This is a genomic window from Shewanella psychropiezotolerans, from assembly GCF_007197555.1.
Classification (GTDB): domain Bacteria; phylum Pseudomonadota; class Gammaproteobacteria; order Enterobacterales; family Shewanellaceae; genus Shewanella; species Shewanella psychropiezotolerans.
On record NZ_CP041614.1, the window covers coordinates 2,178,955 to 2,201,241 of the forward strand.

22 protein-coding genes are annotated in these 22,287 nt (G+C 45.5%); all 22 read left to right on the top strand.

What is annotated here, in order from left to right:
* Window positions 1-175 precede the first annotated feature (175 nt).
* On the top strand, window positions 176-1,297 hold the full coding sequence (locus tag FM037_RS09730) for a sensor histidine kinase (protein WP_144045838.1): 1,122 nt from the start codon (window positions 176-178) through the stop codon (window positions 1,295-1,297).
* A complete protein-coding gene (locus tag FM037_RS09735; RefSeq protein ID WP_144045839.1) occupies window positions 1,290-2,651 on the top strand; it encodes a sigma-54-dependent transcriptional regulator in 1,362 nt (453 codons plus the stop codon). Before FM037_RS09730 ends, FM037_RS09735 begins: the two co-directional genes overlap by 8 nt.
* A gap of 228 nt (window positions 2,652-2,879) precedes the next feature.
* Window positions 2,880-3,224, top strand: a complete 345-nt coding sequence (gene fliE / locus FM037_RS09740; protein ID WP_144045840.1) for a flagellar hook-basal body complex protein FliE — start codon at window positions 2,880-2,882, stop codon at window positions 3,222-3,224.
* Window positions 3,225-3,296: 72 nt separating this feature from the next.
* Entirely contained in the window at window positions 3,297-5,000 is a 1,704-nt protein-coding gene (fliF, locus tag FM037_RS09745) for a flagellar basal-body MS-ring/collar protein FliF (RefSeq protein WP_185977070.1), read from the top strand.
* Entirely contained in the window at window positions 4,990-6,027 is a 1,038-nt protein-coding gene (fliG, locus tag FM037_RS09750) for a flagellar motor switch protein FliG (protein WP_144045842.1), read from the top strand. Before fliF ends, fliG begins: the two co-directional genes overlap by 11 nt.
* On the top strand, window positions 6,027-7,109 hold the full coding sequence (gene fliH, locus FM037_RS09755) for a flagellar assembly protein FliH (RefSeq protein WP_144045843.1): 1,083 nt from the start codon (window positions 6,027-6,029) through the stop codon (window positions 7,107-7,109). Before fliG ends, fliH begins: the two co-directional genes overlap by 1 nt.
* Complete coding sequence (gene fliI / locus FM037_RS09760; protein WP_144045844.1) at window positions 7,078-8,418, top strand: flagellar protein export ATPase FliI; 1,341 nt, start codon at window positions 7,078-7,080, stop codon at window positions 8,416-8,418. The genes fliH and fliI overlap by 32 nt, the downstream gene beginning before the upstream one ends.
* A 45-nt stretch (window positions 8,419-8,463) precedes the next feature.
* A complete protein-coding gene (gene fliJ / locus FM037_RS09765; RefSeq protein ID WP_144045845.1) occupies window positions 8,464-8,910 on the top strand; it encodes a flagellar export protein FliJ in 447 nt (148 codons plus the stop codon).
* Window positions 8,911-9,113: 203 nt separating this feature from the next.
* Window positions 9,114-10,796, top strand: coding sequence for a flagellar hook-length control protein FliK (locus FM037_RS09770; protein ID WP_229381138.1), 1,683 nt, complete (start codon window positions 9,114-9,116; stop codon window positions 10,794-10,796).
* 105 nt (window positions 10,797-10,901) lie between these two features.
* The gene (fliL, locus tag FM037_RS09775) at window positions 10,902-11,423 is read left to right on the top strand and encodes a flagellar basal body-associated protein FliL (protein WP_144045847.1); all 522 of its coding nucleotides are present in this window, start codon (window positions 10,902-10,904) and stop codon (window positions 11,421-11,423) included.
* Between the two features lie 116 nt (window positions 11,424-11,539).
* A complete protein-coding gene (gene fliM / locus FM037_RS09780; protein WP_144045848.1) occupies window positions 11,540-12,568 on the top strand; it encodes a flagellar motor switch protein FliM in 1,029 nt (342 codons plus the stop codon).
* A 68-nt stretch (window positions 12,569-12,636) separates the two neighbouring features.
* Window positions 12,637-13,032: a flagellar motor switch protein FliN gene (gene fliN / locus FM037_RS09785; protein ID WP_144045849.1), complete on the top strand. Its 396-nt coding sequence runs from the start codon at window positions 12,637-12,639 to the stop codon at window positions 13,030-13,032.
* Window positions 13,033-13,039: 7 nt separating this feature from the next.
* Window positions 13,040-13,411 carry a flagellar biosynthetic protein FliO gene (fliO, locus tag FM037_RS09790; RefSeq protein WP_144045850.1) on the top strand — a complete coding sequence of 124 codons (372 nt, stop codon included), beginning with the start codon at window positions 13,040-13,042 and terminating at the stop codon, window positions 13,409-13,411.
* Window positions 13,412-13,413: 2 nt separating this feature from the next.
* Window positions 13,414-14,160 carry a flagellar type III secretion system pore protein FliP gene (fliP, locus tag FM037_RS09795; RefSeq protein WP_407695660.1) on the top strand — a complete coding sequence of 249 codons (747 nt, stop codon included), beginning with the start codon at window positions 13,414-13,416 and terminating at the stop codon, window positions 14,158-14,160.
* 8 nt (window positions 14,161-14,168) lie between these two features.
* Complete coding sequence (gene fliQ / locus FM037_RS09800; RefSeq protein WP_144045852.1) at window positions 14,169-14,438, top strand: flagellar biosynthesis protein FliQ; 270 nt, start codon at window positions 14,169-14,171, stop codon at window positions 14,436-14,438.
* A gap of 55 nt (window positions 14,439-14,493) precedes the next feature.
* Window positions 14,494-15,291, top strand: a complete 798-nt coding sequence (gene fliR, locus FM037_RS09805; protein WP_144045853.1) for a flagellar biosynthetic protein FliR — start codon at window positions 14,494-14,496, stop codon at window positions 15,289-15,291.
* Between the two features lie 48 nt (window positions 15,292-15,339).
* A complete protein-coding gene (gene flhB / locus FM037_RS09810) occupies window positions 15,340-16,473 on the top strand; it encodes a flagellar biosynthesis protein FlhB (RefSeq protein WP_144045854.1) in 1,134 nt (377 codons plus the stop codon).
* Between the two features lie 282 nt (window positions 16,474-16,755).
* Window positions 16,756-18,855, top strand: coding sequence for a flagellar biosynthesis protein FlhA (flhA, locus tag FM037_RS09815; protein WP_144045855.1), 2,100 nt, complete (start codon window positions 16,756-16,758; stop codon window positions 18,853-18,855).
* A gap of 11 nt (window positions 18,856-18,866) precedes the next feature.
* Window positions 18,867-20,258: a flagellar biosynthesis protein FlhF gene (gene flhF / locus FM037_RS09820; RefSeq protein WP_144045856.1), complete on the top strand. Its 1,392-nt coding sequence runs from the start codon at window positions 18,867-18,869 to the stop codon at window positions 20,256-20,258.
* Window positions 20,259-20,262: 4 nt separating this feature from the next.
* Window positions 20,263-21,144: a MinD/ParA family protein gene (locus tag FM037_RS09825; RefSeq protein WP_144048911.1), complete on the top strand. Its 882-nt coding sequence runs from the start codon at window positions 20,263-20,265 to the stop codon at window positions 21,142-21,144.
* Window positions 21,137-21,856, top strand: coding sequence for an RNA polymerase sigma factor FliA (locus FM037_RS09830; RefSeq protein ID WP_144045857.1), 720 nt, complete (start codon window positions 21,137-21,139; stop codon window positions 21,854-21,856). Before FM037_RS09825 ends, FM037_RS09830 begins: the two co-directional genes overlap by 8 nt.
* A gap of 41 nt (window positions 21,857-21,897) precedes the next feature.
* A complete protein-coding gene (cheY, locus tag FM037_RS09835) occupies window positions 21,898-22,281 on the top strand; it encodes a chemotaxis response regulator CheY (protein WP_012324268.1) in 384 nt (127 codons plus the stop codon).
* Window positions 22,282-22,287: the final 6 nt, after the last annotated feature.

Below are 22,287 nucleotides of genomic sequence, written 5' to 3' on the forward strand. Positions count from 1 at the left end.
TAGCGCCAACCCTCTTGTTTTTTCAAATAGCCAGCTTTGCTGGCGTCTATTAGCAGCTTAATAAGTATCGTCTTAGCTATTATCCTTAAGTGAGCTTGCGAACTCGCCTCCTTTTTATCATTTGGCCCACTTCGTGCATCACCCCCGTTAGCAGCAATTTTTTGACGGAGTCGATATGTCCGTAAGTCCTCAATTACAACTTAATCGTTTGAACCAAGATTCGCCTAAATGGTTGGATACAGCGCCAGCTGCCAATATGTCGAATCGTATGGAGCATATTCTGCAGGCTATGCCATCGGGGATCATCATCATCAATGGAGATGGACTCGTCACCGATGCAAATCCGGTTGCTGTAGAGCTGTTAGGTTTACCCTTAGAAGGACTTAAATGGCTGCAGATCATCAATCGTGCATTCTCTCCTCAAGATGATGATGGTCACGAAGTCTCGCTTAAGAATGGCCGCCGGGTAAAGTTGGCCATTACTCCGTTAACCCCAGAGCCTGGTCAGCTGATAGTGCTCACCGATCTCACCGAAACTCGTTTGTTGCAGAAGAACCTATCACACCTACAGCGTTTGTCGGCATTGGGGAAAATGGTCGCAACATTGGCACATCAAGTGAGGACTCCGTTAACCGCTGCACTACTCTACGCTTCTAATCTGGCCAGTACGAAAATATCGGCGCAATCGAGAGCTCGCTTTCAGACTAAACTGGTCGACAGACTCAATGAGCTAGAGCATCAGGTCAATGACATGTTGTTGATGGCTAAGGGAAGAGGGCAAGATCAAGGAGAGGCTCACAAGGTTGTAACGATTTTAGATAATGTGATGGCCAATTGTGAGCCCATTGCTGAGCAACACTTGTGTAAATTAGTCCGAGTCGATAATTGTGTGAGTGAGTTTCTGGCTAATTCCGGTGCGTTAAGTTCTGCGATTAATAATTTGGTGATCAATAGCATAGAGGCAGGGGCGACACTCGTCGAGCTAAGGGGCTGTGAAACAGAGAGTCAGATTCAGATCCATGTCACTGATAACGGCAAAGGTTTAGATAAAGAGATGCAACAGAAAGTACTCGAGCCTTTCTTCACTACCAAGCCCCAAGGTACAGGCCTTGGCCTTGCGGTTGTTCAATCTGTAGTGGCCAATCATGGTGGTAAAATTCAATTGCGCTGTGAAAAGGGCAAAGGTTGTAAGGCATCTTTACATTTTCCTAAATTGAAAAGCTCGATGGTGCAGCCTGGCTCATCGGTTTCAGTGAGTCATTCAGTATCCGCAGTGGAGGGGGTAAAACATGTCTGAAGGTAAATTATTGCTGGTTGAAGACGATCATTCACTCAGGGAAGCACTGGTAGACACCTTGTTGTTGGCGCAATATGAATGTGTCGATGTCTGCTCGGCCGAAGATGCGATCATAAAACTTAAGGCTGAATCTTTCGACCTCGTCATCAGTGACGTACAGATGCAGGGTATAGGCGGCATAGGTTTGCTTAACTACCTTCAGCAGAATCAAGCTCAGCTTCCTGTATTATTGATGACAGCTTATGCAACCATAGATAATGCGGTCAACGCCATAAAGCTCGGTGCGGTAGATTACTTAGCTAAACCCTTCGCCCCCGAGGTACTGTTGAACCAGGTTTCTCGGTATCTGAAACCTAAGATAGTTCAGAATATGCCAATTGTCGCCGATGAAAAGAGCCTTGCCTTGCTAAATCTTGCCAAAAAGGTGGCTTCATCGGATGCTTCGGTGATGATAATGGGGCCGAGCGGTTCGGGTAAAGAGGTACTGGCCCGATATATTCACCAACATAGCAGTCGTGATAATGGCCCTTTTATTGCGATAAACTGTGCCGCCATACCCGAAAATATGCTGGAAGCCACGTTATTTGGCTATGAGAAAGGAGCCTTTACTGGTGCATATCAAGCGTGCCCAGGTAAGTTTGAACAGGCACAGGGAGGCACTTTATTACTCGATGAAATTACCGAAATGGATTTAAGCCTCCAGGCTAAATTGTTGCGGGTATTGCAGGAAAGGGAAGTTGAACGGCTCGGAGGGCGTAAAAGCATAAAATTAGATATCAGGGTCCTCGCAACCTCCAATCGTGATCTAAAAGCGGTTGTTGCGTCAGGGGAGTTTCGCGAAGATCTCTATTATCGAATTAATGTCTTTCCACTTACTTGGCCGTCATTGAGTCAGAGGCCGGCAGATATTTTGCCTTTGGCCCGTCATCTCTTGGCTCGCCATGGTGCTAAATCTGGACTATCGGAGATACCCAGTCTGGATGAAGCAGCTTGTAGACGATTGCTGACCCATAGATGGCCTGGCAATGTCCGGGAGCTTGATAATGTCATTCAACGCGCTTTGATCTTGATGACGGGGGAACTGATTGTGGGGTCAGACATTATTCTCGATACTCAGGAAGTTCTCATTAGCCAAGAACCTGTAGAGCAGCAATTATACTCAGCGAATAAACCTGTAGAGCTGGATGCGTTAGGTGATGAGCTTAAGGCACAGGAGCATGTGATCATTCTTGAGACGCTGAATATGTGTCAAGGCAGTAGGAAATTGGTCGCCGAAAAGCTGGGTATCAGTGCCAGAACCCTCAGATATAAGATGGCAAAAATGAGAGACATGGGCATAGAGATACCTGCGTAGAAAAACCCGCATAGAAAAGTTCCTAGCTCCGAGAGCACAGGTTCTAGGAACTTCCCCACCTTAATTCTGTTTAACTGTTATGGCTTATTACTCGATATCGTGTTGACGAGCCGACTCCTCTATCCTTCTTAACAACACTTGGCAAACATTTTGCATGTTCTTATCTAACAGTTAAGTTCGTCAACTATTCGTCGCTTGGATTTTTAGTAAGACGATGGGGAGAAAGATATGCAGATTGGAGCCAACTCATTATTACAAGAGATGCAGTCTCTTAGTGGTGAAATTAAACCTTCTGGACTCAATTCCGGTTTCGGTTCACCGATCACCCAACAAGTCAGTAATACTTCAGGGAGCGATTTTGGTCAGCTTCTGTCCCAAGCTATCGGTACCGTTGGCGAGCTTCAAGCAAATTCTGGCTCATTGGCCACCCGTCTGGATATGGGAGATACTAGGGTGACACTTTCTGATACCGTTATCGCCAGAGAGAAAGCCAGTGTCGCATTTGAAGCGACTGTGCAGGTTAGAAACAAGCTAGTTGAAGCATATAAAGAAATTATGAGCATGCCTGTCTAGTGACGGCCAATATTGCTAAGCAATACATACGATAATTAATAGAATAAACGGGTATCAATTTTGAGTACTGACATGGTTGTAGGTTCTGAGTCTACGTTGGCAAGCGATCAGCTGGCAGGTGGAGTCCAGGAAGAAAATAAATCCGGTGGCAGCTCGTTTGGCGGGGTTGATATGCTGCGCCAGATCACCATGATACTCGCGCTTGCGATTTGTTTGGCATTGGCTGTATTTATCATGCTGTGGGCACAAGAGCCGGAATACAGACCGCTTGGGAAAATGGATACCCAAGAGATGGTAAAGGTATTGGACGCCTTAGATAAAAACAAAATCAAGTATCAGATCGATGTCGATGTTATCAAGGTGCCTGAAGATAAGTATCAAGAAGTTAAGTTGATATTGAGCCGGGAAGGGATCGATGGTAATTCGAATCAAAACGATTACCTGAGTCAAAATAGTGGCTTTGGTGTGAGCCAGCGAATGGAGCAGGCCAGGCTCAAACATAGCCAAGAGTTAAATTTAGCCAGAGCAATTGAAGAACTCAGAAGTATCAGTCGAGCTAAGGTTATTCTGGCTATACCCAAAGAGAACGTCTTCTCTAGAAACCGTGCTAAACCCAGTGCAACTGTGGTACTCAATGTTCGTCGAGGCGGGCTTGGTCAAGAAGAGGTCGATGCCGTCGTCGATATCGTCGCTTCGGCCGTTCAAGGCTTAATACCGACTCGCGTGACCGTGACAGATTCAAATGGTCGGTTATTAAATTCAGGTAGCCAAGATGCGGTGTCGGCAAGAGCACGAAGAGAGTTAGAGTTAGTACAGCAAAAAGAGGCAGAATATAGGACTAAGGTTCAATCGATTCTAATGCCGATTCTAGGGCCCGAGAATTTTACCTCTCAAGTCGATGTTACTATGGACTTTACCGCGGTAGAGCAAACTTCTAAGCGTTATAACCCAGATCTTCCAGCCCTTAGAAGTGAAATGACTGTCGAGAATGATTCAAATGGTGGCAGTGAGTCCGGGATCCCCGGTGCCTTATCTAATCAACCGCCTATGGAGAGTGATATTCCACAGGATGCGTTAAATACTGACGCACAGTCAGAATCAGCGAGTCGTGGCTCATCACATAGAGAAGCCACCAGAAATTTCGAACTGGACACAACCATCAGCCATACCAGGCAGCAGGTTGGTACGGTAAGGCGTGTCAGTGTGTCCGTTGCGGTGGATTTTAAAGCTGGCGCCGCCGGAGAAGATGGCCAAATTAATCGCGTACCGAGAACTGAACAGGAGTTAGCCAATATTCGCCGCTTACTAGAGGGCGCGGTAGGTTTCAGTACTCAACGTGGTGATATTCTTGAAGTGGTTACCGTTCCCTTTATGGATCAGCTTATCGAAGAGTTGCCAGCTCCTGAACTGTGGGAACAGCCATGGTTCTGGCGAGCACTCAAGCTGGGCATGGGCGGGGTGATCATTCTTGCATTAATTTTGTTTATCGTTAGGCCTATGCTCAAACGTCTTATCTATCCCGATAGCGTTAATATTCCTGATGAGCCTAAATTTGGTGATGAACTGGCTGAGATCGAAGATCAATTTGCATCCGATACCTTGGGAATGCTCAATCGCCCTGAAGCTGAATACAGTTATGCTGATGACGGTTCGATTTTGATACCGGATCTTCATAAAGATGATGATATGATTAAAGCAATTAGGGCGTTAGTCGCAAATGAGCCTGAGTTATCTACCCAGGTGATAAAAGGTTGGTTACAACAAGATGAGCAATAAATCAGAGAATAAAGCTAAAGCCGACGGTGTCGACGAGCTAACCGGCACTGAGAAAACGGCAATATTACTCTTGAGCCTAAGTGAAGCGGATGCTGCGTCAATTTTAAAGCATCTGGAGCCTAAGCAAGTTCAAAAGGTAGGCATGGCGATGGCTGCCATGAGTGATTTTGGTCAGGAGAAAGTCATAGGTGTGCATAAGCTGTTTCTTGACGAAGTTCAAAAGTACTCATCTATTGGCTTTAACAGTGAAGAGTTTGTCCGAAAGGCCTTAACGGCGGCGCTAGGTGAAGACAAGGCCGGTAATCTGATCGAACAGATCATCATGGGCAGTGGTGCTAAGGGACTGGATTCACTCAAGTGGATGGATCCTCGTCAAGTGGCAACCATAATACAAAACGAACACCCGCAGATCCAAACAATCGTGCTTTCCTATCTGGAACCCGATCAGGCGGCAGAAATTGTTGCTCAATCTCCTGAGAATACTCGTCTCGATCTTATGATGCGCATCGCAAATCTAGAAGAGGTCCAACCCGCGGCACTCCAGGAATTAAATGATATCATGGAGAAACAGTTTGCCGGTCAAGGCGGCGCCCAGGCTGCTAAAATGGGCGGCTTGAAGGCGGCAGCAGATATCATGAACTACCTAGACACCAATGTTGAGAGTCAGCTCATGGAAACCATGAGAGAGTCAGACGAAGAGATGGCGCAACAGATACAAGATCTTATGTTTGTATTTGAGAACCTGAGTGATGTGGATGATATAGGTATTCAAGTACTGCTTCGCGAAATTCAGCAAGATGTGCTGATGAAGGCACTCAAGGGAGCCGATGATGCACTCAAAGATAAGATTTTGGGTAACATGTCTAAGCGAGCGGCTGAGTTGTTAAGTGATGACTTAGAAGCTATGGGACCTATCAGGATCAGTGAAGTCGAAGTCGCTCAAAAAGAGATCTTATCTATCGCCAGGCGTTTAAGTGATAGTGGTGAGATTATGTTAGGCGGTGGCGGTGGTGAAGAGTTCTTATAATGAAAACTGATAGTGAAGGTAAGTCAATAGAGAACGAGTCAGGTCAATCCGAGACCGAGTTCACTCATTGGCAGATCCCCGATGTCACAGTTGCTGCTCCCGAAGGTGTTTCAAACTTGTTCGGCCGTAGAACGGCACACAAAACCATAGTAGATGAACCCCAATCTTTTTTGCCCCCTACATTAACTGAGATTGAAGAGATCCGTGAGCAAGCCGAACAAGAAGGCTTTGGTCAGGGAAAAGAGGAAGGTTTTCAGTCTGGCCTAGAGTCGGGTCGGTTAGAGGGGTTAAAACAAGGCCATGAAGAGGGATTGAAACAGGGGATTGAGCAAGGTCATAGTGAAGGAGTCGAGGAAGCCAAAGTGTTAATCTCACGATTTGAGTCCTTGCTGGAGCAATTTGAAAAGCCTTTAGCCCTGCTAGATACCGAGATTGAGCAAGAGTTACTCTCCTTGACGATGAAATTAACCCGAGCAGTTATTGGTCACGAGTTAAAAACTCACCCCGAGCACATATTAGCAGCATTGAGACAAGGAGTTGATTCACTGCCGTTGAAAGAACAAGGGATCACCATTCGCTTGCATCCCGATGATCATAACTTGGTTCAAGAACTCTATAGCGCTAATCAGTTGGACAAAAACCGCTGGGAATTGGAAGCTGACCCGAGTCTGTCACCTGGTGATTGTGTCATCAACAATCAGCGAAGTAGTGTCGATATGCGACTCGAGCAGAGAATAAGCACAGTTCTGGAGGAGATGGAGCATAATGTTCAACATCTCAATCAATCTCAAGAACAGCAACAGCAAGCATTATCATCCTATAGTCAGGATGGCAAACAGAATGAGTCTGATGAAGCAGAGGAGCAATCTGAGCTTGAGCCACAACCAGAACAAGAAGATAATGGCTTACCAACACCTGAGATTAAGGACCAGCCTGATGAGCTTAAGCCATCCGGGGGTCTAGAGAGTGAGCCTAGTGCACAAAAAGAGACACTTAGCACTAATGAAGAAAACGTGTCAGCAGCTAAAGATTCAGAGGGCGTAAAACAAGATGAGCAACCGCCAAAGCCAGTTACTGAATAAAATCAGACTGCAAAATGATAGGGTTCATCCATTCGTAGCTGAGGCCAGTGGACAGTTGATCCGGGTGGTAGGCTTAACACTCGAAGCCATCGGCTGTCGGGCTCCGATAGGTAGTCTGTGTAGCATAGAGACCTTGGCTGGAGACTTGGTCGCCGAGGTGATAGGTTTCGACGATGAGTTGCTCTACTTAATGCCTATAGAAGAACTTAGAGGCGTCTTACCCGGCGCTAAGGTGACTCCCTTAGGTGAGCAAACCGGACTCAATGTTGGCCTGGAATTATTAGGCCGGGTGCTCGATGGCAATGGTCACCCCTTAGATAATTTAGGCCGATTACGAACCGATCAAAAAGCGCCAAGACATGCACCAATCATCAACCCCTTAGCCCGAAGAGCGATCACTGAGCCCTTAGATGTAGGGGTCAGGGCGATAAATGCCATGTTAACTGTCGGCAAAGGTCAGAGGATGGGACTCTTTGCCGGTTCTGGGGTGGGCAAGAGTGTGCTACTGGGCATGATGACGCGGGGCACCACCGCCGACATTATAGTCGTGGGGTTAGTGGGAGAACGTGGCCGGGAAGTTAAAGAGTTTATCGAAGAGATTTTGGGGGAAGAGGGACGTGCACGCTCTGTGGTGGTGGCAGCCCCGGCCGATACGTCTCCACTCATGCGTCTTCGAGCCTGTGAAACATCAACCAGAATTGCAGAATATTTTAGAGATTTAGGCTATAACGTATTGCTTCTTATGGACAGCTTGACTCGTTATGCTCAGGCACAACGGGAAATCGCACTCGCGGTTGGTGAACCTCCCGCAACCAAAGGCTATCCGCCTTCGGTATTTGCCAAGTTACCCAAATTGGTTGAAAGAGCGGGAAATGGTGGTCCGGGTCAAGGCTCTATCACGGCGTTTTATACTGTGTTGACTGAAGGCGATGATCTGCAGGACCCCATTGCCGATGCGGCTAGGGCAATCCTAGATGGACACATAGTCTTGTCGAGAGCATTAGCCGATTCAGGTCATTACCCCGCCATCGATGTAGAAGCCTCGATTAGCCGTGTCGCACCTATGGTGATCAGCACTGAGCATCTGGAGTCAATGCGACGTGTAAAGCAAGTATATTCTTTGTATCAACAGAACAAAGATCTGATTTCGATCGGGGCATACACTCAGGGCAGCGATCCTAGAATCGACAATGCGATACGGCTTCAGCCTGCGATGAACGCATTTTTAAGGCAGTCAATGAAGGAGACTCTCAGTTTTGATTCCAGTCAGCTCATGCTTTCTCAGTTGAGTGCTCAGTGTAAGGTATGATCAGTTTCTAGGTCCTAGGGGACTTCTTTTATCTCAGGAATAACTATGGCTAAGCAAGATCCTCTTCATACTGTATTGAAACTGACGAGTGAAGCAGAAGAGCAGGCGGCGTTGCAGTTGAAATCGGCTCAACTGGCACTGCAAAAATGCCAGAGCCAACTTGAGGCGCTGCGAAATTATCGCTTGGATTATATGAAACAGATGGAGAGCCATCATGGTAAAAATATCAGTGCCAGTTATTATCATCAATTTCACCAATTTGTACGTCAAGTAGATGAAGCAATTACCAAGCAGCTTACTTCGGTCGCAGAAGCAGATACTCAGCGGGGGCATAGGCAGCGGCATTGGCAAGAGAAACGGCAAAAACGTAAGGCGGTTGAATTACTGTTAGAACATAAAGCACAGAAGGCAAGAAAAGCAGAGATGAGACTCGAACAAAAGATGGTGGATGAGTTTGCATCACAGATGTTTTATAGAAAAAAAATTCGCTGACACAAGATCTTTTGATGCTGTTACTTGCCTAAAGAACCCTTTATATATTGGCATCTTTATTGCTTAATTTATTGATAACGTGTGGGCATTTAATTTTTTGGCCACTATTTTGACAAAGCTGTTTTGACGAGATAGTTCTGGCGTCAGTGATTCTCTTAAAAATGCGCTTACCTTGATTGGACATCAGCCTTGTTGGAGGCTTAATGCAGAAAATGACGAATATACTCTTAGCGAATAAAGAAAACACATCCGATAACCTATCTGTTGGTGGAATAAAGCAAGGTGATAAGAGTCGTACTCAATCATCTGAAAATAATGATTTTTCTGTGGCTTTAGAGCAAGCTAGTACTCAAGCGAAAGAGTCAAATCGAGCTGAAAATATCAATGTTGAAACAAGACCGGTTAAAAATGATCCACAGCTAAAGGGAGCGGGCGATGAGTCTGAGAGTGAAGCCCAATTGGATGGAACAGAAATCGATGTCAATCATGTACTGGCTCAAATAAATTGGGCCAGTAAGCTAGAGGGAAATACTAGCCTAGATAACAGCGGCGATACCTTGCCGCAGGAAGGCAATGAGAAAACGTCAAGTCATTCAACATTAGATGATTATTTACTGAGTGTGGCAAATGATGCTGAAAATACAGATTTTAATCTTCCTGCAGAAGAGATAAAACAAGGCGAAGAGGTAATAGCCGGTGACGTTGTGATTGAGCCATCGCAGACGGTATCACTTATCGGTTTAGAGACTTTAGTCATTGATTCTGGTGCTCAGCTCTTAGATCCAGAGACTCAACTCCCATTAGATAAAAACCTTATTGATAAGCTAGTACAGGAGTCTGGTTTATCCGAGGCCGAATTAACTGTATTACCCCCTGAAAATTTACTTCAGCTAATTGCTACTGTGACAAGTTCAGACTTTCAGGCTGCGAGCGTGCGATCTGCTGCTATTGTTGGGAGTGAGAGCCGTGAGAGGAGCGAAAGCCGCAGTGCTGGTCTGTCACAGCCCAATGGCATCTCGACATTGTTCGAAGCACAAGCCACTGACAAGACAGCCGAAGTCAAAGATGTAGCAAAAGTGGTCCAGTCCCAACAAGCTGCAGGGATAGATGTGTTAACCCGCACGGAAAATCAAATCGAGCAAGGTAAAGATAAGCAGTTTAGTCAAATTTTAGGTGAGAAAACCCAAGTGGAAGAGTCAGCTAAGCTTCAAGGGAGCACTAAGCTGCCTGTTGAAGCTATGGCTAAGGCTGAGCAACAGCTTAAAGGGGCTGAGTTATCGGTACAGCTCAATCCCTTGAGGGCCAATGTAGAGGCATCTTCAACGCTAACGGACACAACATCCACGTCAAACTTAGATATTAAAACCTTATCTGGGATGCAAGTAGGCTCGACACCACCAAGTAAACTTGAAACTCCCCAGTTTCAGTTGGTACTAAGACAGAATAATGACACTCAGAGTCAGATGCAGGAGATGATCCAGCGTTTTTCTCCGGTCATGAAGCAACAGTTAGTGGCTATGGTGAGTAAAGGGGTCTTGCATGCTGAAATTAGGTTAGATCCACCTGAACTTGGGCCCTTGGTGGTAAGAATTCAGGTCCAGGGCGACCAGACTCAAGTGCAGTTTCATGTCGTCCAGCCTCAGACCCGAGATATTGTAGAGCAAGCATTACCTAGGTTGAGAGAGATGTTAGCCGAACAGGGGCTGCAACTCACCGATAGCCAAGTTTCTCAGCGTGATTCGGGAAAAGATCAAGGCGAAGCTGATCATTCGGAGCGGTCACAAGAGGGCTATGATTCAGAATTGGATGAAATATCTGCAGATGAGTCACTATTAAGCTCAAATCAGGCATCTAGTTATCGTTCAGGTATAGATTATTACGCGTAAGAAGGTAATCTATAGCAAAATTAGATCCTTGATGGGTAAAAAGACATTACCCCTTGGTCTATTATAGAAATATAGCAGCAGATTTAAGCCTAAAAGGGAAATCAAATGGCCGAAGAAGAATCCTTAGAGCTCGAAGAAAATGAACAGCCGAAAAGTAAGACGAAACTGATTATTTTCGGCGTTATCGGCCTGGTATTAGTGCTAGTTATTGCTGGAGCTTTATGGTTTTTCATGGGGTCAAGCGACAGCTCTGCAAACAGTGAAAATGCTGATGGCACCGAAGAAATTCAAGAGCCGATGAATGTAGGCGAAGCTTTCTATGTGGGAATGCCCAGACCATTTTTGTTTAACCTGCCGGGGGCAAACCGCTCGAGGCTGGTAGAGATCAAGGTTCAGTTGATGGTGCGTGGTGCTGACGATGATGTGTTAATTAAGAAACACATCCCCTTGATTGAAGATGCACTACTGACGACGTTTAGCAGTGCCGATGTTCAAAAGCTAAGTACCCTTGCCGGTAAAGACGAGATGCGTCAATTGGCCTTACTCAATGTGCAGAATACGCTACAACCTGTGACAGGGCGTAAAGTCGTTGAAAAAGTCCTGTTTACCGGTTTCGTCATGCAGTAGTGCATGAGAACGAACCAAGAATAATTTTTAGTTTTTTGATTTTTGCTAACCAGGCTTCAAGTCGCGCTTGTATGAGTTAGCACGTTTCCCTATTTTTGTTTAATAAAGGCATTATTGTGAGTGATCTATTAAGCCAAGACGAAATTGATGCGTTACTGCATGGTGTAGATGACGTAGATGAAGATGAAGATGAACAGGGGGAGGCTGACGCCCGCTCCTATGACTTTTCTTCTCAAGATCGTATCGTTCGCGGAAGAATGCCGACCTTAGAGATAGTGAATGAAAGGTTTGCCAGGCACTTGCGCATCAGTATGTTTAATATGATGCGCCGAGCGGCTGAAGTTTCGATCAATGGCGTGCAGATGCTCAAGTTTGGTGAATATGTTCACACTCTTTTTGTTCCGACCAGCCTGAATATGGTGAGATTTAGTCCGCTCAAAGGAACGGGGCTCATTACCATGGAGGCAAGATTAGTTTTCATTTTAGTGGATAACTTTTTCGGTGGCGATGGCCGCTTTCATGCCAAGATTGAAGGTCGAGAATTTACGCCAACGGAACGACGCATCGTTCAGTTATTGCTAAAAATAATCTTCGAAGACTATAAAGATGCTTGGGCGCCTGTGATGGATGTCGAATTTGAGTACCTTGATTCAGAGGTTAACCCAGCGATGGCAAACATAGTCAGCCCCACCGAAGTGGTCGTGGTCAGCTCTTTTCATATCGAAGTGGATGGCGGTGGGGGAGACTTCCATATCACATTGCCGTATTCCATGATAGAGCCGATACGTGAACTGCTCGATGCCGGTGTGCAGAGTGATACTCAAGATACGGATAAACGCTGGTCTTTGGCATTAAAAGACGAGATCATGGACATCAAGGTGGGTTTAGATGCCACCATAGTGGATCAAGAGATCACCCTTAAAGATGTGATGAACTTTAAAGTTGGCGATATTATTCCAGTCGATTTGCCTGAGCATATCGTCCTGCGGGTCGAAGATCTACCTACTTATAGGTGTAAGTTAGGCAAGGCTAGAGACAATTTAGCTTTGCGGATTACCGAGAAAATCCCACGACCGGAAACAGTAAAATCGGAGTTGCAATTAGTGACGCGTAAGAATAAGAGTAAAGACATTTCTGATTTATAAACCCTATCTTAGTCAAGGAACTAAATTGCTAAGGTATTAAGCTAAATTAAGTAGTTAAGGTAATAATCATGAGTACAGAAGATACAGGTGACGATTGGGCTGAAGCAATGGCTGAGCAAGCGATAGAGGAAGCTGAGGCTGAGGCTGAGGCTGTCGAGCTTGATGAGCTGACTGATGAAAGCCAGGCCTTGTCTGCCGATGAAGCGGCAAGACTCGATACCATCATGGACATCCCTGTGACCATATCGATGGAAGTTGGTCGTAGCTTTATCAGTATTCGTAACTTACTCCAACTCAACCAAGGTTCGGTGGTGGAATTAGATCGCGTCGCCGGTGAGCCTCTGGATGTGATGGTGAATGGCACCTTGATTGCCCATGGTGAAGTGGTGGTTGTGAATGATAAGTTTGGTATCCGCCTGACCGACGTCATTAGCCAAACCGAGCGTATTAAGAAGTTAAAATAAGGTAGATATGATTAACTCGTTGTTTATAAGTGGATTAGCGGTTTCCCCTACCGTCGCCTCAACTGCAGATAAGGGATCGGCAATCTCGACAATGACCAATATGTTGGGTGGGTTAATTGTTGTGCTCGCCCTCATTTTTGTGTTGGCCTATATCGTTAAACGCTTGAAATTAGCGCCATCTAGCCACAATGTATTGAAGACCTTGGCGGTTATGCCATTGGGGCAGAAAGAGAAGGTGGTATTACTCGAGGTGGGTGGCCAGCAATATTTACTCGGTGTGACGGCCCAGCAAATACAGGTCATAGATAAATTAGACACCCCCATCAGCATAGAGACTGAGTCCTTTGCTGAACGATTACGCCAAGCTAAGACGAATTAATGATGAAGCTATTATCATTTTCATTCATCTTGAGTCTGTTGCTGATATCACCAGGTGCATTCGCCCTTGATGGTGTCTTACCTGCGTTGACTGTGACCACGACTCCCGATGGTGGGACTCAATACTCTGTGACTATGCAGATATTGCTGTTAATGACGGCAATGAGCTTTCTGCCTGCCATGATTATCATGCTCACCTCATTCACGCGCATCATAGTGGTACTGTCGATTCTAAGACAAGCGATCGGTTTACAACAAACGCCGTCAAACCAAGTGCTTATTGGCATAAGTATGTTTATGACTTTCTTTATCATGGCGCCTGTGTTCGACAAAATTTATGATGAAGCAGTTAAACCCTATATAGCTGAAACCATGAATATTGAGCAGGCTTTCAATATTGGCAAAGAGCCGATCAAGACCTTTATGTTGGCCCAAACTCGGGTGACGGATCTCGACACATTTATCGAAATCTCGGGTTATCAGAACATTAACTCACCCGAAGATGTGCCCATGAGCGTGTTAATTCCCTCATTTATCACCAGCGAGTTAAAGACTGCGTTTCAGATTGGGTTTATGTTATTCGTTCCTTTCCTGGTATTGGATCTTGTGGTAGCCAGTATCTTGATGGCTATGGGTATGATGATGTTATCTCCCATGATCGTCTCACTTCCTTTTAAGATCATGTTGTTTGTGCTCGTCGATGGCTGGAGCCTGGTGATGGGAACTCTAGCCAATAGCTTCGGTGTTTAGGTGGGTTTATGAATCCTGAATCATTGGTCGACATCTTCCGTGAGGCGCTCTCAGTCATAGTGACCATCGTGTCGCTGATAATCGTGCCTGGACTCGTCATCGGACTCGTGGTGGCGGTGTTTCAAGCGGCAACTTCAATTAACGAACAAACCCTGAGTTTTCTACCTCGTTTATTGACGACCTTGTTTGCCCTGATGTTTCTGGGTCATACCTTGATCCAAACCATGATGGAATTTTTTGTACGGATGGTCAATATGATCCCCCAGGTTATAGGATGATGAAAGACCTATTTATTCAAGAGACTAATACAATGAGTCAAATAGGCTAGCCACGATGGATATTCTAATGGCGACCATAATGGACACGATAGCCTCTTACATGTGGCCACTGTTTAGGGTGTCTAGCATGTTTATGGTTATGGCCGTGTTTGGGGCTAATACCACACCTGCCAGAGTCAGATTATTGTTATCGATGGCGATTACCTTTGCCATTGCACCGGTTTTACCCCCAGTGGAAAATGTAGCGCTATTTGCGGCGTCTGCGATTTTTATCACCTTGCAACAACTCCTAATTGGCATAGCCATGGGATTTGTTACCTTGCTGGTGATGCAAACCTTTGTGCTCACAGGCCAAATCATAGGCATGCAGACAAGTTTAGGTTTTGCCTCTATGGTCGATCCCTCTTCCGGTCAACAAACTCCTGTGATTGGTAACTTATTCTTACTGTTAACCACCATGATCTTCCTCGCTGTCGATGGTCATTTGGTGATGATCCGAATGCTAGTGATGAGTTTTGAGACTATTCCCATATCGGATCAAGGTCTGAGTATCACAAGTTATAGAATGTTGGCCGAGTGGGGGGGCTATATGTTTGGTGCAGCATTGACCATGTCTATCACACCTATCGTTGCGCTTTTGCTGATTAACCTGTCATTCGGTGTCATGACCCGAGCTTCACCCCAACTGAATATCTTCGCCATAGGTTTTCCCGTGACCATGGTGAGTGGTTTAGTGATCTTGTGGTTAACCTTGACCCCTATAATGGAGCACTTTGGTGAGGTGTGGACGTCAGCCCAGTTATTGTTATGCGATATAGTGAAACTTCAATGTAATACCGATGGGACATTTTGATGTTTCAACTTGAGCGCCTGCAGAGTCTACCTAATGGAGTGCTAGTTCATGGCTGAAAATGACAGTAGCCAAGAGAAAACCGAAGAGGCCACCCCCAGGCGATTAGAACAATCCCGGGAGAAAGGCCAGGTTGCACGCTCCAAAGAGCTGGGAACCTCGGCGGTCTTGATGTCGGCCGCGGTCGGTTTTGCCATGGTCGGCCCAAGTATTGCCAGTAGCTTAGTCACCATAATGACCACCTTGTTCACCATGGACAGGGAACAAATTTTTGACACCAATCAGATGGTTTTGGTTTGGAGCATGATAGGGCGAGAGCTTGCCTTTCCCATGGCCAGCCTGATATTTGTCATCGCTTTAGTAGCCTTCATAGGTAATATCGTTTTAGGCGGTATCACCTTCTCTACCAAGGCATTTATGCCGAAAACTGAGAAGATGAATCCTATGAAAGGATTTAAAAGAATGTTTGGCGTGCAAGCCCTTGTGGAGTTGACCAAAGGTATCGCTAAGTTTTCGGTTGTCGCATTATCCGCATACTTTCTCTTGAACTTCTACTTTAATGATATCTTGGCCCTGTCTCGGGATCATCTTCCTGGGAATGTATACCGGGCGCTGGATCTATTAGTTTGGATGTTCATCTTGCTGTGCTCATCTACCATACTCATCGTGGTTATCGATGTGCCATTTCAAATCTGGAATCACAAAAAGCAACTCAAGATGACCAAGCAGGAAGTCAAAGATGAATATAAGGACACTGAGGGTAAGCCTGAGGTCAAAGGTAAGATAAGGCAGATGCAAAGGGAGGTGGCTCAGAGACGTATGATGTCAGAAGTTCCCAATGCCGATGTTATCGTCGTTAATCCGGAGCACTATGCTGTCGCGGTGAAATACGATGCCATGAAGTCGACGGCGCCCTATGTGCTGGCAAAAGGTGTCGATGAAATTGCTTTTAAGATTAGAGAGATAGCCCGTGAACATGAGATTGCTATTATCTCTGCTCCGCCTCTGGCCCGCGCCATATATCATACGACTAAAATAGATCAAGAGATCCCTGAGGGACTATTCACCGCCGTCGCTCAGGTTTTAGCTTATGTATTCCAGTTACGTCAATACCAACAACATGGAGGCCGAAGGCCAACGGCTATTCCGCTTAAACAGCCCATACCTAAGGATTTAAAATATTAATGATACCGAGTGTTTTCTCCGTATCCGATATCTCCTGGCCATGTACCTAAGCTAGATTTCTCGGTAAAACCCAATCAATGTTGGTTATATAGTGTATTTCTGCTGTAAATTTATTCAGTTAAATCATCAGGCATTCATTTAACGTCAGTCTAACGGTATAGTGCTGACTTATAAAATAAAAACATTATTGATAACTTAGTTATTAATGACGGAAATTATTTCCACTACTTGGCTCAAAAATTGCTTTGTTAGAGCTAGATGTCAAAAGTTTGGATTTCTTGAATGGATGTTAAAGCACGACTGGGTCAACTGAAACAAATAAAACCTTCGAGTTTTAAAGGCTTAGGCACGCCTTTGTTTGTTCTCGCTGCGTTAGGCATGATCATATTGCCTATGCCACCATTCCTGCTAGATATTCTGTTCTCATTTAACATAGCTTTGGCCTTAGTGGTGTTACTGGTGGCTATTTACACCGACAGACCATTAGATTTCGCCGCTTTCCCCAGTGTGTTGCTTATTGCGACCTTACTGCGCCTCGCGCTCAATGTGGCATCGACTCGTATCGTCTTACTCGAAGGACACAACGGTGGTGATGCTGCCGGTAAAGTGATTGAGTCTTTTGGATCGGTTGTGATAGGCGGAAATTATGCCGTTGGCCTGGTAGTATTCTTAATCCTTATTATCATTAACTTCGCCGTGGTCACCAAAGGTGCTGGGCGTATAGCAGAAGTTAGTGCTCGCTTTACCTTAGACGCCATGCCAGGTAAGCAGATGGCTATCGATGCCGACTTGAATGCTGGCGTGTTAAACCAAGAACAGGCAAGAGATAGGCGCGCCGAAGTCACCAAGGAAGCCGATTTTTACGGGGCAATGGACGGTGCATCTAAATTTGTTAAAGGTGATGCAATTGCCGGGATCATGATCATGGTGATCAATATCTTGGGTGGATTCGTTATCGGCATGGTGCAGCATGACCTGGATTTTTCTTCTGCGGTCGAGATCTATACTCTTCTTACCATAGGTGATGGACTGGTTGCCCAGATCCCCGGCCTTTTACTCTCAATTGCTGCGGCATTGATGGTCACACGTCAGAACGAGTCCGGTGACATGGGCCAGATGATGATGTCGCAGATGCTTGACAACCCTAAGTCAATAGCGATTGCTGCTGGTGTCTTGTTTATTATGGGGATAGTGCCTGGCATGCCACATTTTGCCTTCATCTCTCTGGCATTAGTTGTCGGTTCAGTAGCTTATTTTTTATATAAAAAACAAGCGCAGGAGCGTGAAGAGTCCCTGGCGCTTGCGAAAAAACCTGCTGCGGATAAGGCAGCCGCTAAACCGAAGGAGCTGAGCTGGGATGATGTTCAGCATGTCGATACCATAGGATTAGAAGTCGGTTATCGGCTAATCCCTTTGGTCGATAAAGGCCAGGGCGGCGAGTTGCTAGGCAGGATAAAAGGGGTGCGTAAGAAGCTATCCCAAGAGCTTGGCTTTTTGGTACCTGCGGTGCATATTCGCGATAACTTAGATCTGTCTCCAAATACTTATCGTATCTCCTTGATGGGAGTTGCGTCCGGTGAAGCCGAGATAAGACATGACTGTGAACTCGCCATCAATCCAGGCCAGGTGTATGGCAAACTCGATGGCATAGAGACGAAAGATCCTGCCTTTGGCTTAGATGCGGTTTGGATAGCCCCAGAGCTTAGAGAGCATGCGCAAACCTTAGGGTATACCGTGGTAGATGCAGCAACGGTCGTGGCGACTCACTTGAGTCAGCTATTAACTAATAATGCGGCTAAGCTTCTCGGTTATGAGGAAGTTCAGCAGCTTATGGATATGTTGGCCAAACATTCTCCTAAGTTAGTCGATGGCTTCATACCTGACGTTATGCCCTTGGGAACTGTGGTTAAAGTCATGCAAAACTTACTCAACGAAGGTGTTTCGATTCGCGACCTTAGGACAATAGTACAGACATTGCTCGAGTACGGTCCCAAGAGTGCCGACACCGAAGTACTGACCGCTGCCGTACGTATATCTCTTAAACGAATGATTGTCCAGGAGATCAGCGGGCCGGAAACAGAGATCCCCGTCATTACTTTGGCGCCAGAGTTGGAACAAATGTTGCATCAGTCAATGCAAGCGACGGGAGGAGAGGGGCCAAACATCGAACCTAGCTTGGCCGAACGGATGCAAAAGTCTTTAGAAGATGCAACACAAAGGCAAGAGATGGTGGGGCAACCTGCTATATTACTCACATCGGGCATGTTACGTTCGACTCTCTCTCGATTTGTAAAGCACACGATTCCTAACCTAAGGGTGATTTCCTATCAGGAAGTACCCGATGAGAAGCAAATTAGAATTGTTTCTGCCGTGGGTCAGTAGAGGGCATATAAGTGAAAATTAAACGTTTCTTAGCAAAAGATATGCGTACGGCATTGGCTCAGGTTAAAGATACCTTAGGCTCGGATGCCGTGATAATGTCGAATAAAAAGGTCACAGGTGGAATAGAGATCGTCGCTGCCGTGGATTATGATGAGCCTAAACCTAAGGCGCTAATTGCAGAAAAGCCAGCATTGTCTTCCACTTTTATGGATCTTGCCGAAGAGAAAATCTCCCTCGGTCTCAAGCGACCTGTTCGCTCTGAAGCTAGAGTAAAGCCAGCACCTGCGGCCGATTCGCTCCAGGCATTATTAGAGCGGCAGCAGAGTAGGGTCGAACAACACGTTTCTCAGCACAAGAGTGAAGAATTGGACATGCCTGAATGGGCAAAAGGTTTGCAGGCACCACAGTCGCTTGCTAAATCGTCACCTGAGACGCAGAATTATTCAAATAAACCTTCACATGAGACGAAGGGGAAACCTAGTCCTGAGCTTGAGATGATGCGTGAAGAACTGGCGTCCTTGAGAAGTTTGTTGACTCATCAAGTCACCGCCTTGATGAGTGAGCAGAAAAGCCGGCTTGACCCAGTTGGTGCCATGTTAGAAACTAAATTGTTGGATGCTGAATTTTCCCCGACGGTGGCAAAAAAGCTTTCTGAATTGAGCGAGCACTATACACCAGCTGATCTCGTGAGAGCATTGCCTCGTAGCTTAGCCAATATGTTGGATAATCAAGGTGATGATATAGTGCGCCAAGGCGGTGTGGTGGCCTTTGTCGGGCCAACGGGTGTAGGTAAAACAACAACCTTAGCGAAATTAGCCGCCAGATACGCAGCGCATCACGGTGCTGAGCATGTTGCTTTGGTCACAACCGATCATTATCGCATTGGAGCCTTTGAGCAATTGGCAACCTATGGCAAAATAATGGGATGTCCGGTTAAGCAGGCTCATGACCTCAATGAGTTGGAACAAATACTGTATCAATTCCGTAATCGCAAGCTAGTATTGATAGATACAGCAGGAATGGGCCAAAGAGACATGCGTTTATTCCAGCAACTTGATAATTTAGCTGCAAATAGCAGATTACCTATACGCAGTTATCTGGTACTGTCCTCTACAGGTCAAAGAAGAGTTTTAGAAGAAGCGGTGACACAATTCAGTCGAATACCATTATCCGGTGCGATACTGACGAAATTAGATGAATCCGTTTCCTTAGCCCCAGCATTGAGTGTTTTGATACAAAGTGGGTTACCATTAAGTTATGTGACTGATGGGCAAAGAGTTCCAGAAGATATGCAAGTGGCCGATACATTCGCGCTAGCAAACAAAGCGCTGTCGGTGTTAGATAATAAACCAGCAGTCAGAAATAGTGAACGGTCAGATGAAAGGGCCTATGCATTTGAGTAAAGCAATGAGTCGGGATCAAGCAAGTGGTTTACGTATGATGAATCAACCTTATAACGAAAAAGTAAAAGTAATAGCCGTGTCAGGTGGTAAAGGAGGTGTGGGTAAAACCAGTGTTGCCATCAATACCGCCGTTGCGTTAGCCGAGAAAGGTAAGCGTGTACTCGTCTTGGATGCCGACTTAGGTCTGGCCAACGTGGATGTCATGCTTGGCCTGCGCGCCGAACGTAATTTATCCCATGTCTTATCTGGTGAAACCGATTTAGACGATATCATAGTGCGTGGACCTAAGGGGATTGGAATTATTCCTGCCACTTCGGGTACACAAGCCATGGTTGAATTGTCTGCGGCACAACATGCCGGGTTAATTCGGGCTTTCAGTGAGATGAAAACGCAATTCGACATACTCATCGTCGATACCGCAGCTGGCATTTCCGATATGGTACTGAGTTTTTCCAGAGCCTCTCAGGATGTACTGGTTGTGGTTTGCGATGAACCTACATCGATTACTGATGCTTATGCGCTAATTAAGATACTTAGCAGGGAACATGGCGTCTTCCGTTTTAAAATAGTCGCCAATATGGTGCGAAGTTTACGGGAAGGGATGGAACTCTTTGCTAAGCTTAGTAAAGTTACCGATCGATTTTTGGATGTTGCACTTGAATTAGTTGCTACCATTCCATTTGATGAGAATTTACGAAAGTCGGTACGTAAGCAGAAATTAATCGTTGAAGCATATCCTAAATCGCCAGCAACGATTGCTTACCATGGTTTAGCGAATAAAGTCATTAGTTGGCCTATACCGCAGCAACCTGGAGGCCATCTAGAGTTCTTTGTTGAGCGTTTAGTACAGCGACCTGAGTATCAAGAGGATAGAACGAGTGAGTAAAGCCTCTGCGTATACTTGTTTAGATAATAAGGCTTTAATCGTTGAACAATACGCACCGCTTGTAAAAAAAATAGCTCACCATTTACTCGCTCGTTTACCTGCATCGGTGCAACTAGACGATTTACTACAAGCAGGCATGATGGGGCTACTCGAAGCTTCATCGAAGTTTGACGATAACAAAGGGGCTAAATTTGAGACTTTTGCGGGTATTCGAATCCGTGGGTCTATGCTAGATGAGATACGTCGTGGGGATTGGGTGCCGAGATCTGTGCATCGAAACCAGAGACGAGTCGCTCAGGTTATCGATGAGCTTGAACAGGAACTTGGCAGAGATGCTAAAGATGACGAGATAGCTCGAAGACTGGACATGACCTTAGATGAATATCATCATATTTTAAATGATGTTTCAGTAGGGAAAATAATTGGCATTGAAGATTTAGGCGTTTCGGTCGATGTTATTAGTCACGATGATGGGGTTAAGGACGATACCTATGAAGCGATTGCAGAAGATGAATTTCATTCTGCACTAGTAGCAGCAATTAAGTTATTACCTGAAAGAGATGGACTGGTTTTGTCGCTTTATTACGATGAAGCTTTAAATTTAAAAGAGATTGGGGCCATTCTAGAGGTTAGTGAGTCACGGGTTAGCCAGATATTAAGTCAGGCAATGCTCAGACTAAAAGCTAAACTTAAGCATTGGACAAAAAAATAACGATTACATGAGCAATAATTAAGAGCTCCGCGGAGGAAACTTTGGACAAGAATATGAAGATTCTCGTTGTTGATGATTTCTCAACAATGAGACGTATCATCAAGAACTTGTTAAGAGACTTGGGTTTTAACAATACTCAAGAAGCAGATGACGGTTCGACAGCACTACCTATGTTACAGAAAGGCGATTTTGACTTTGTTGTGACCGATTGGAATATGCCTGGTATGCAAGGAATCGATCTTTTAAAAGCGATTCGTGCAGATGATGAATTGAAAAATATCCCTGTATTGATGGTAACTGCAGAGGCTAAGAGGGAACAGATCATCGCCGCGGCTCAGGCCGGGGTTAATGGTTATGTTGTTAAGCCCTTTACGGCAGCGACATTGAAAGAGAAGTTAGACAAAATCTTTGAACGACTCGGCTAACCAAGG

Excerpts from the sequence above, each read along its gene's own strand:
- fliP (WP_407695660.1), top strand. The coding sequence starts at position 13,414 with ATGAAGCTATTATCATTTTCATTCATCTTGAGTCTGTTGCTGATATCA.
- fliN (WP_144045849.1), top strand. The coding sequence starts at position 12,637 with ATGAGTACAGAAGATACAGGTGACGATTGGGCTGAAGCAATGGCTGAG.
- fliR (WP_144045853.1), top strand. The coding sequence starts at position 14,494 with ATGGATATTCTAATGGCGACCATAATGGACACGATAGCCTCTTACATG.
- FM037_RS09730 (WP_144045838.1), top strand. The coding sequence starts at position 176 with ATGTCCGTAAGTCCTCAATTACAACTTAATCGTTTGAACCAAGATTCG.
- flhB (WP_144045854.1), top strand. The coding sequence starts at position 15,340 with ATGGCTGAAAATGACAGTAGCCAAGAGAAAACCGAAGAGGCCACCCCC.
- fliJ (WP_144045845.1), top strand. The coding sequence starts at position 8,464 with ATGGCTAAGCAAGATCCTCTTCATACTGTATTGAAACTGACGAGTGAA.
- fliF (WP_185977070.1), top strand. The coding sequence starts at position 3,297 with ATGGTTGTAGGTTCTGAGTCTACGTTGGCAAGCGATCAGCTGGCAGGT.
- fliL (WP_144045847.1), top strand. The coding sequence starts at position 10,902 with ATGGCCGAAGAAGAATCCTTAGAGCTCGAAGAAAATGAACAGCCGAAA.
- fliQ (WP_144045852.1), top strand. The coding sequence starts at position 14,169 with ATGAATCCTGAATCATTGGTCGACATCTTCCGTGAGGCGCTCTCAGTC.
- FM037_RS09770 (WP_229381138.1), top strand. The coding sequence starts at position 9,114 with ATGCAGAAAATGACGAATATACTCTTAGCGAATAAAGAAAACACATCC.
- fliI (WP_144045844.1), top strand. The coding sequence starts at position 7,078 with ATGAGCAACCGCCAAAGCCAGTTACTGAATAAAATCAGACTGCAAAAT.
- flhA (WP_144045855.1), top strand. The coding sequence starts at position 16,756 with ATGGATGTTAAAGCACGACTGGGTCAACTGAAACAAATAAAACCTTCG.
- fliE (WP_144045840.1), top strand. The coding sequence starts at position 2,880 with ATGCAGATTGGAGCCAACTCATTATTACAAGAGATGCAGTCTCTTAGT.
- fliG (WP_144045842.1), top strand. The coding sequence starts at position 4,990 with ATGAGCAATAAATCAGAGAATAAAGCTAAAGCCGACGGTGTCGACGAG.
- fliH (WP_144045843.1), top strand. The coding sequence starts at position 6,027 with ATGAAAACTGATAGTGAAGGTAAGTCAATAGAGAACGAGTCAGGTCAA.
- FM037_RS09825 (WP_144048911.1), top strand. The coding sequence starts at position 20,263 with ATGAGTCGGGATCAAGCAAGTGGTTTACGTATGATGAATCAACCTTAT.
- FM037_RS09735 (WP_144045839.1), top strand. The coding sequence starts at position 1,290 with ATGTCTGAAGGTAAATTATTGCTGGTTGAAGACGATCATTCACTCAGG.
- fliO (WP_144045850.1), top strand. The coding sequence starts at position 13,040 with ATGATTAACTCGTTGTTTATAAGTGGATTAGCGGTTTCCCCTACCGTC.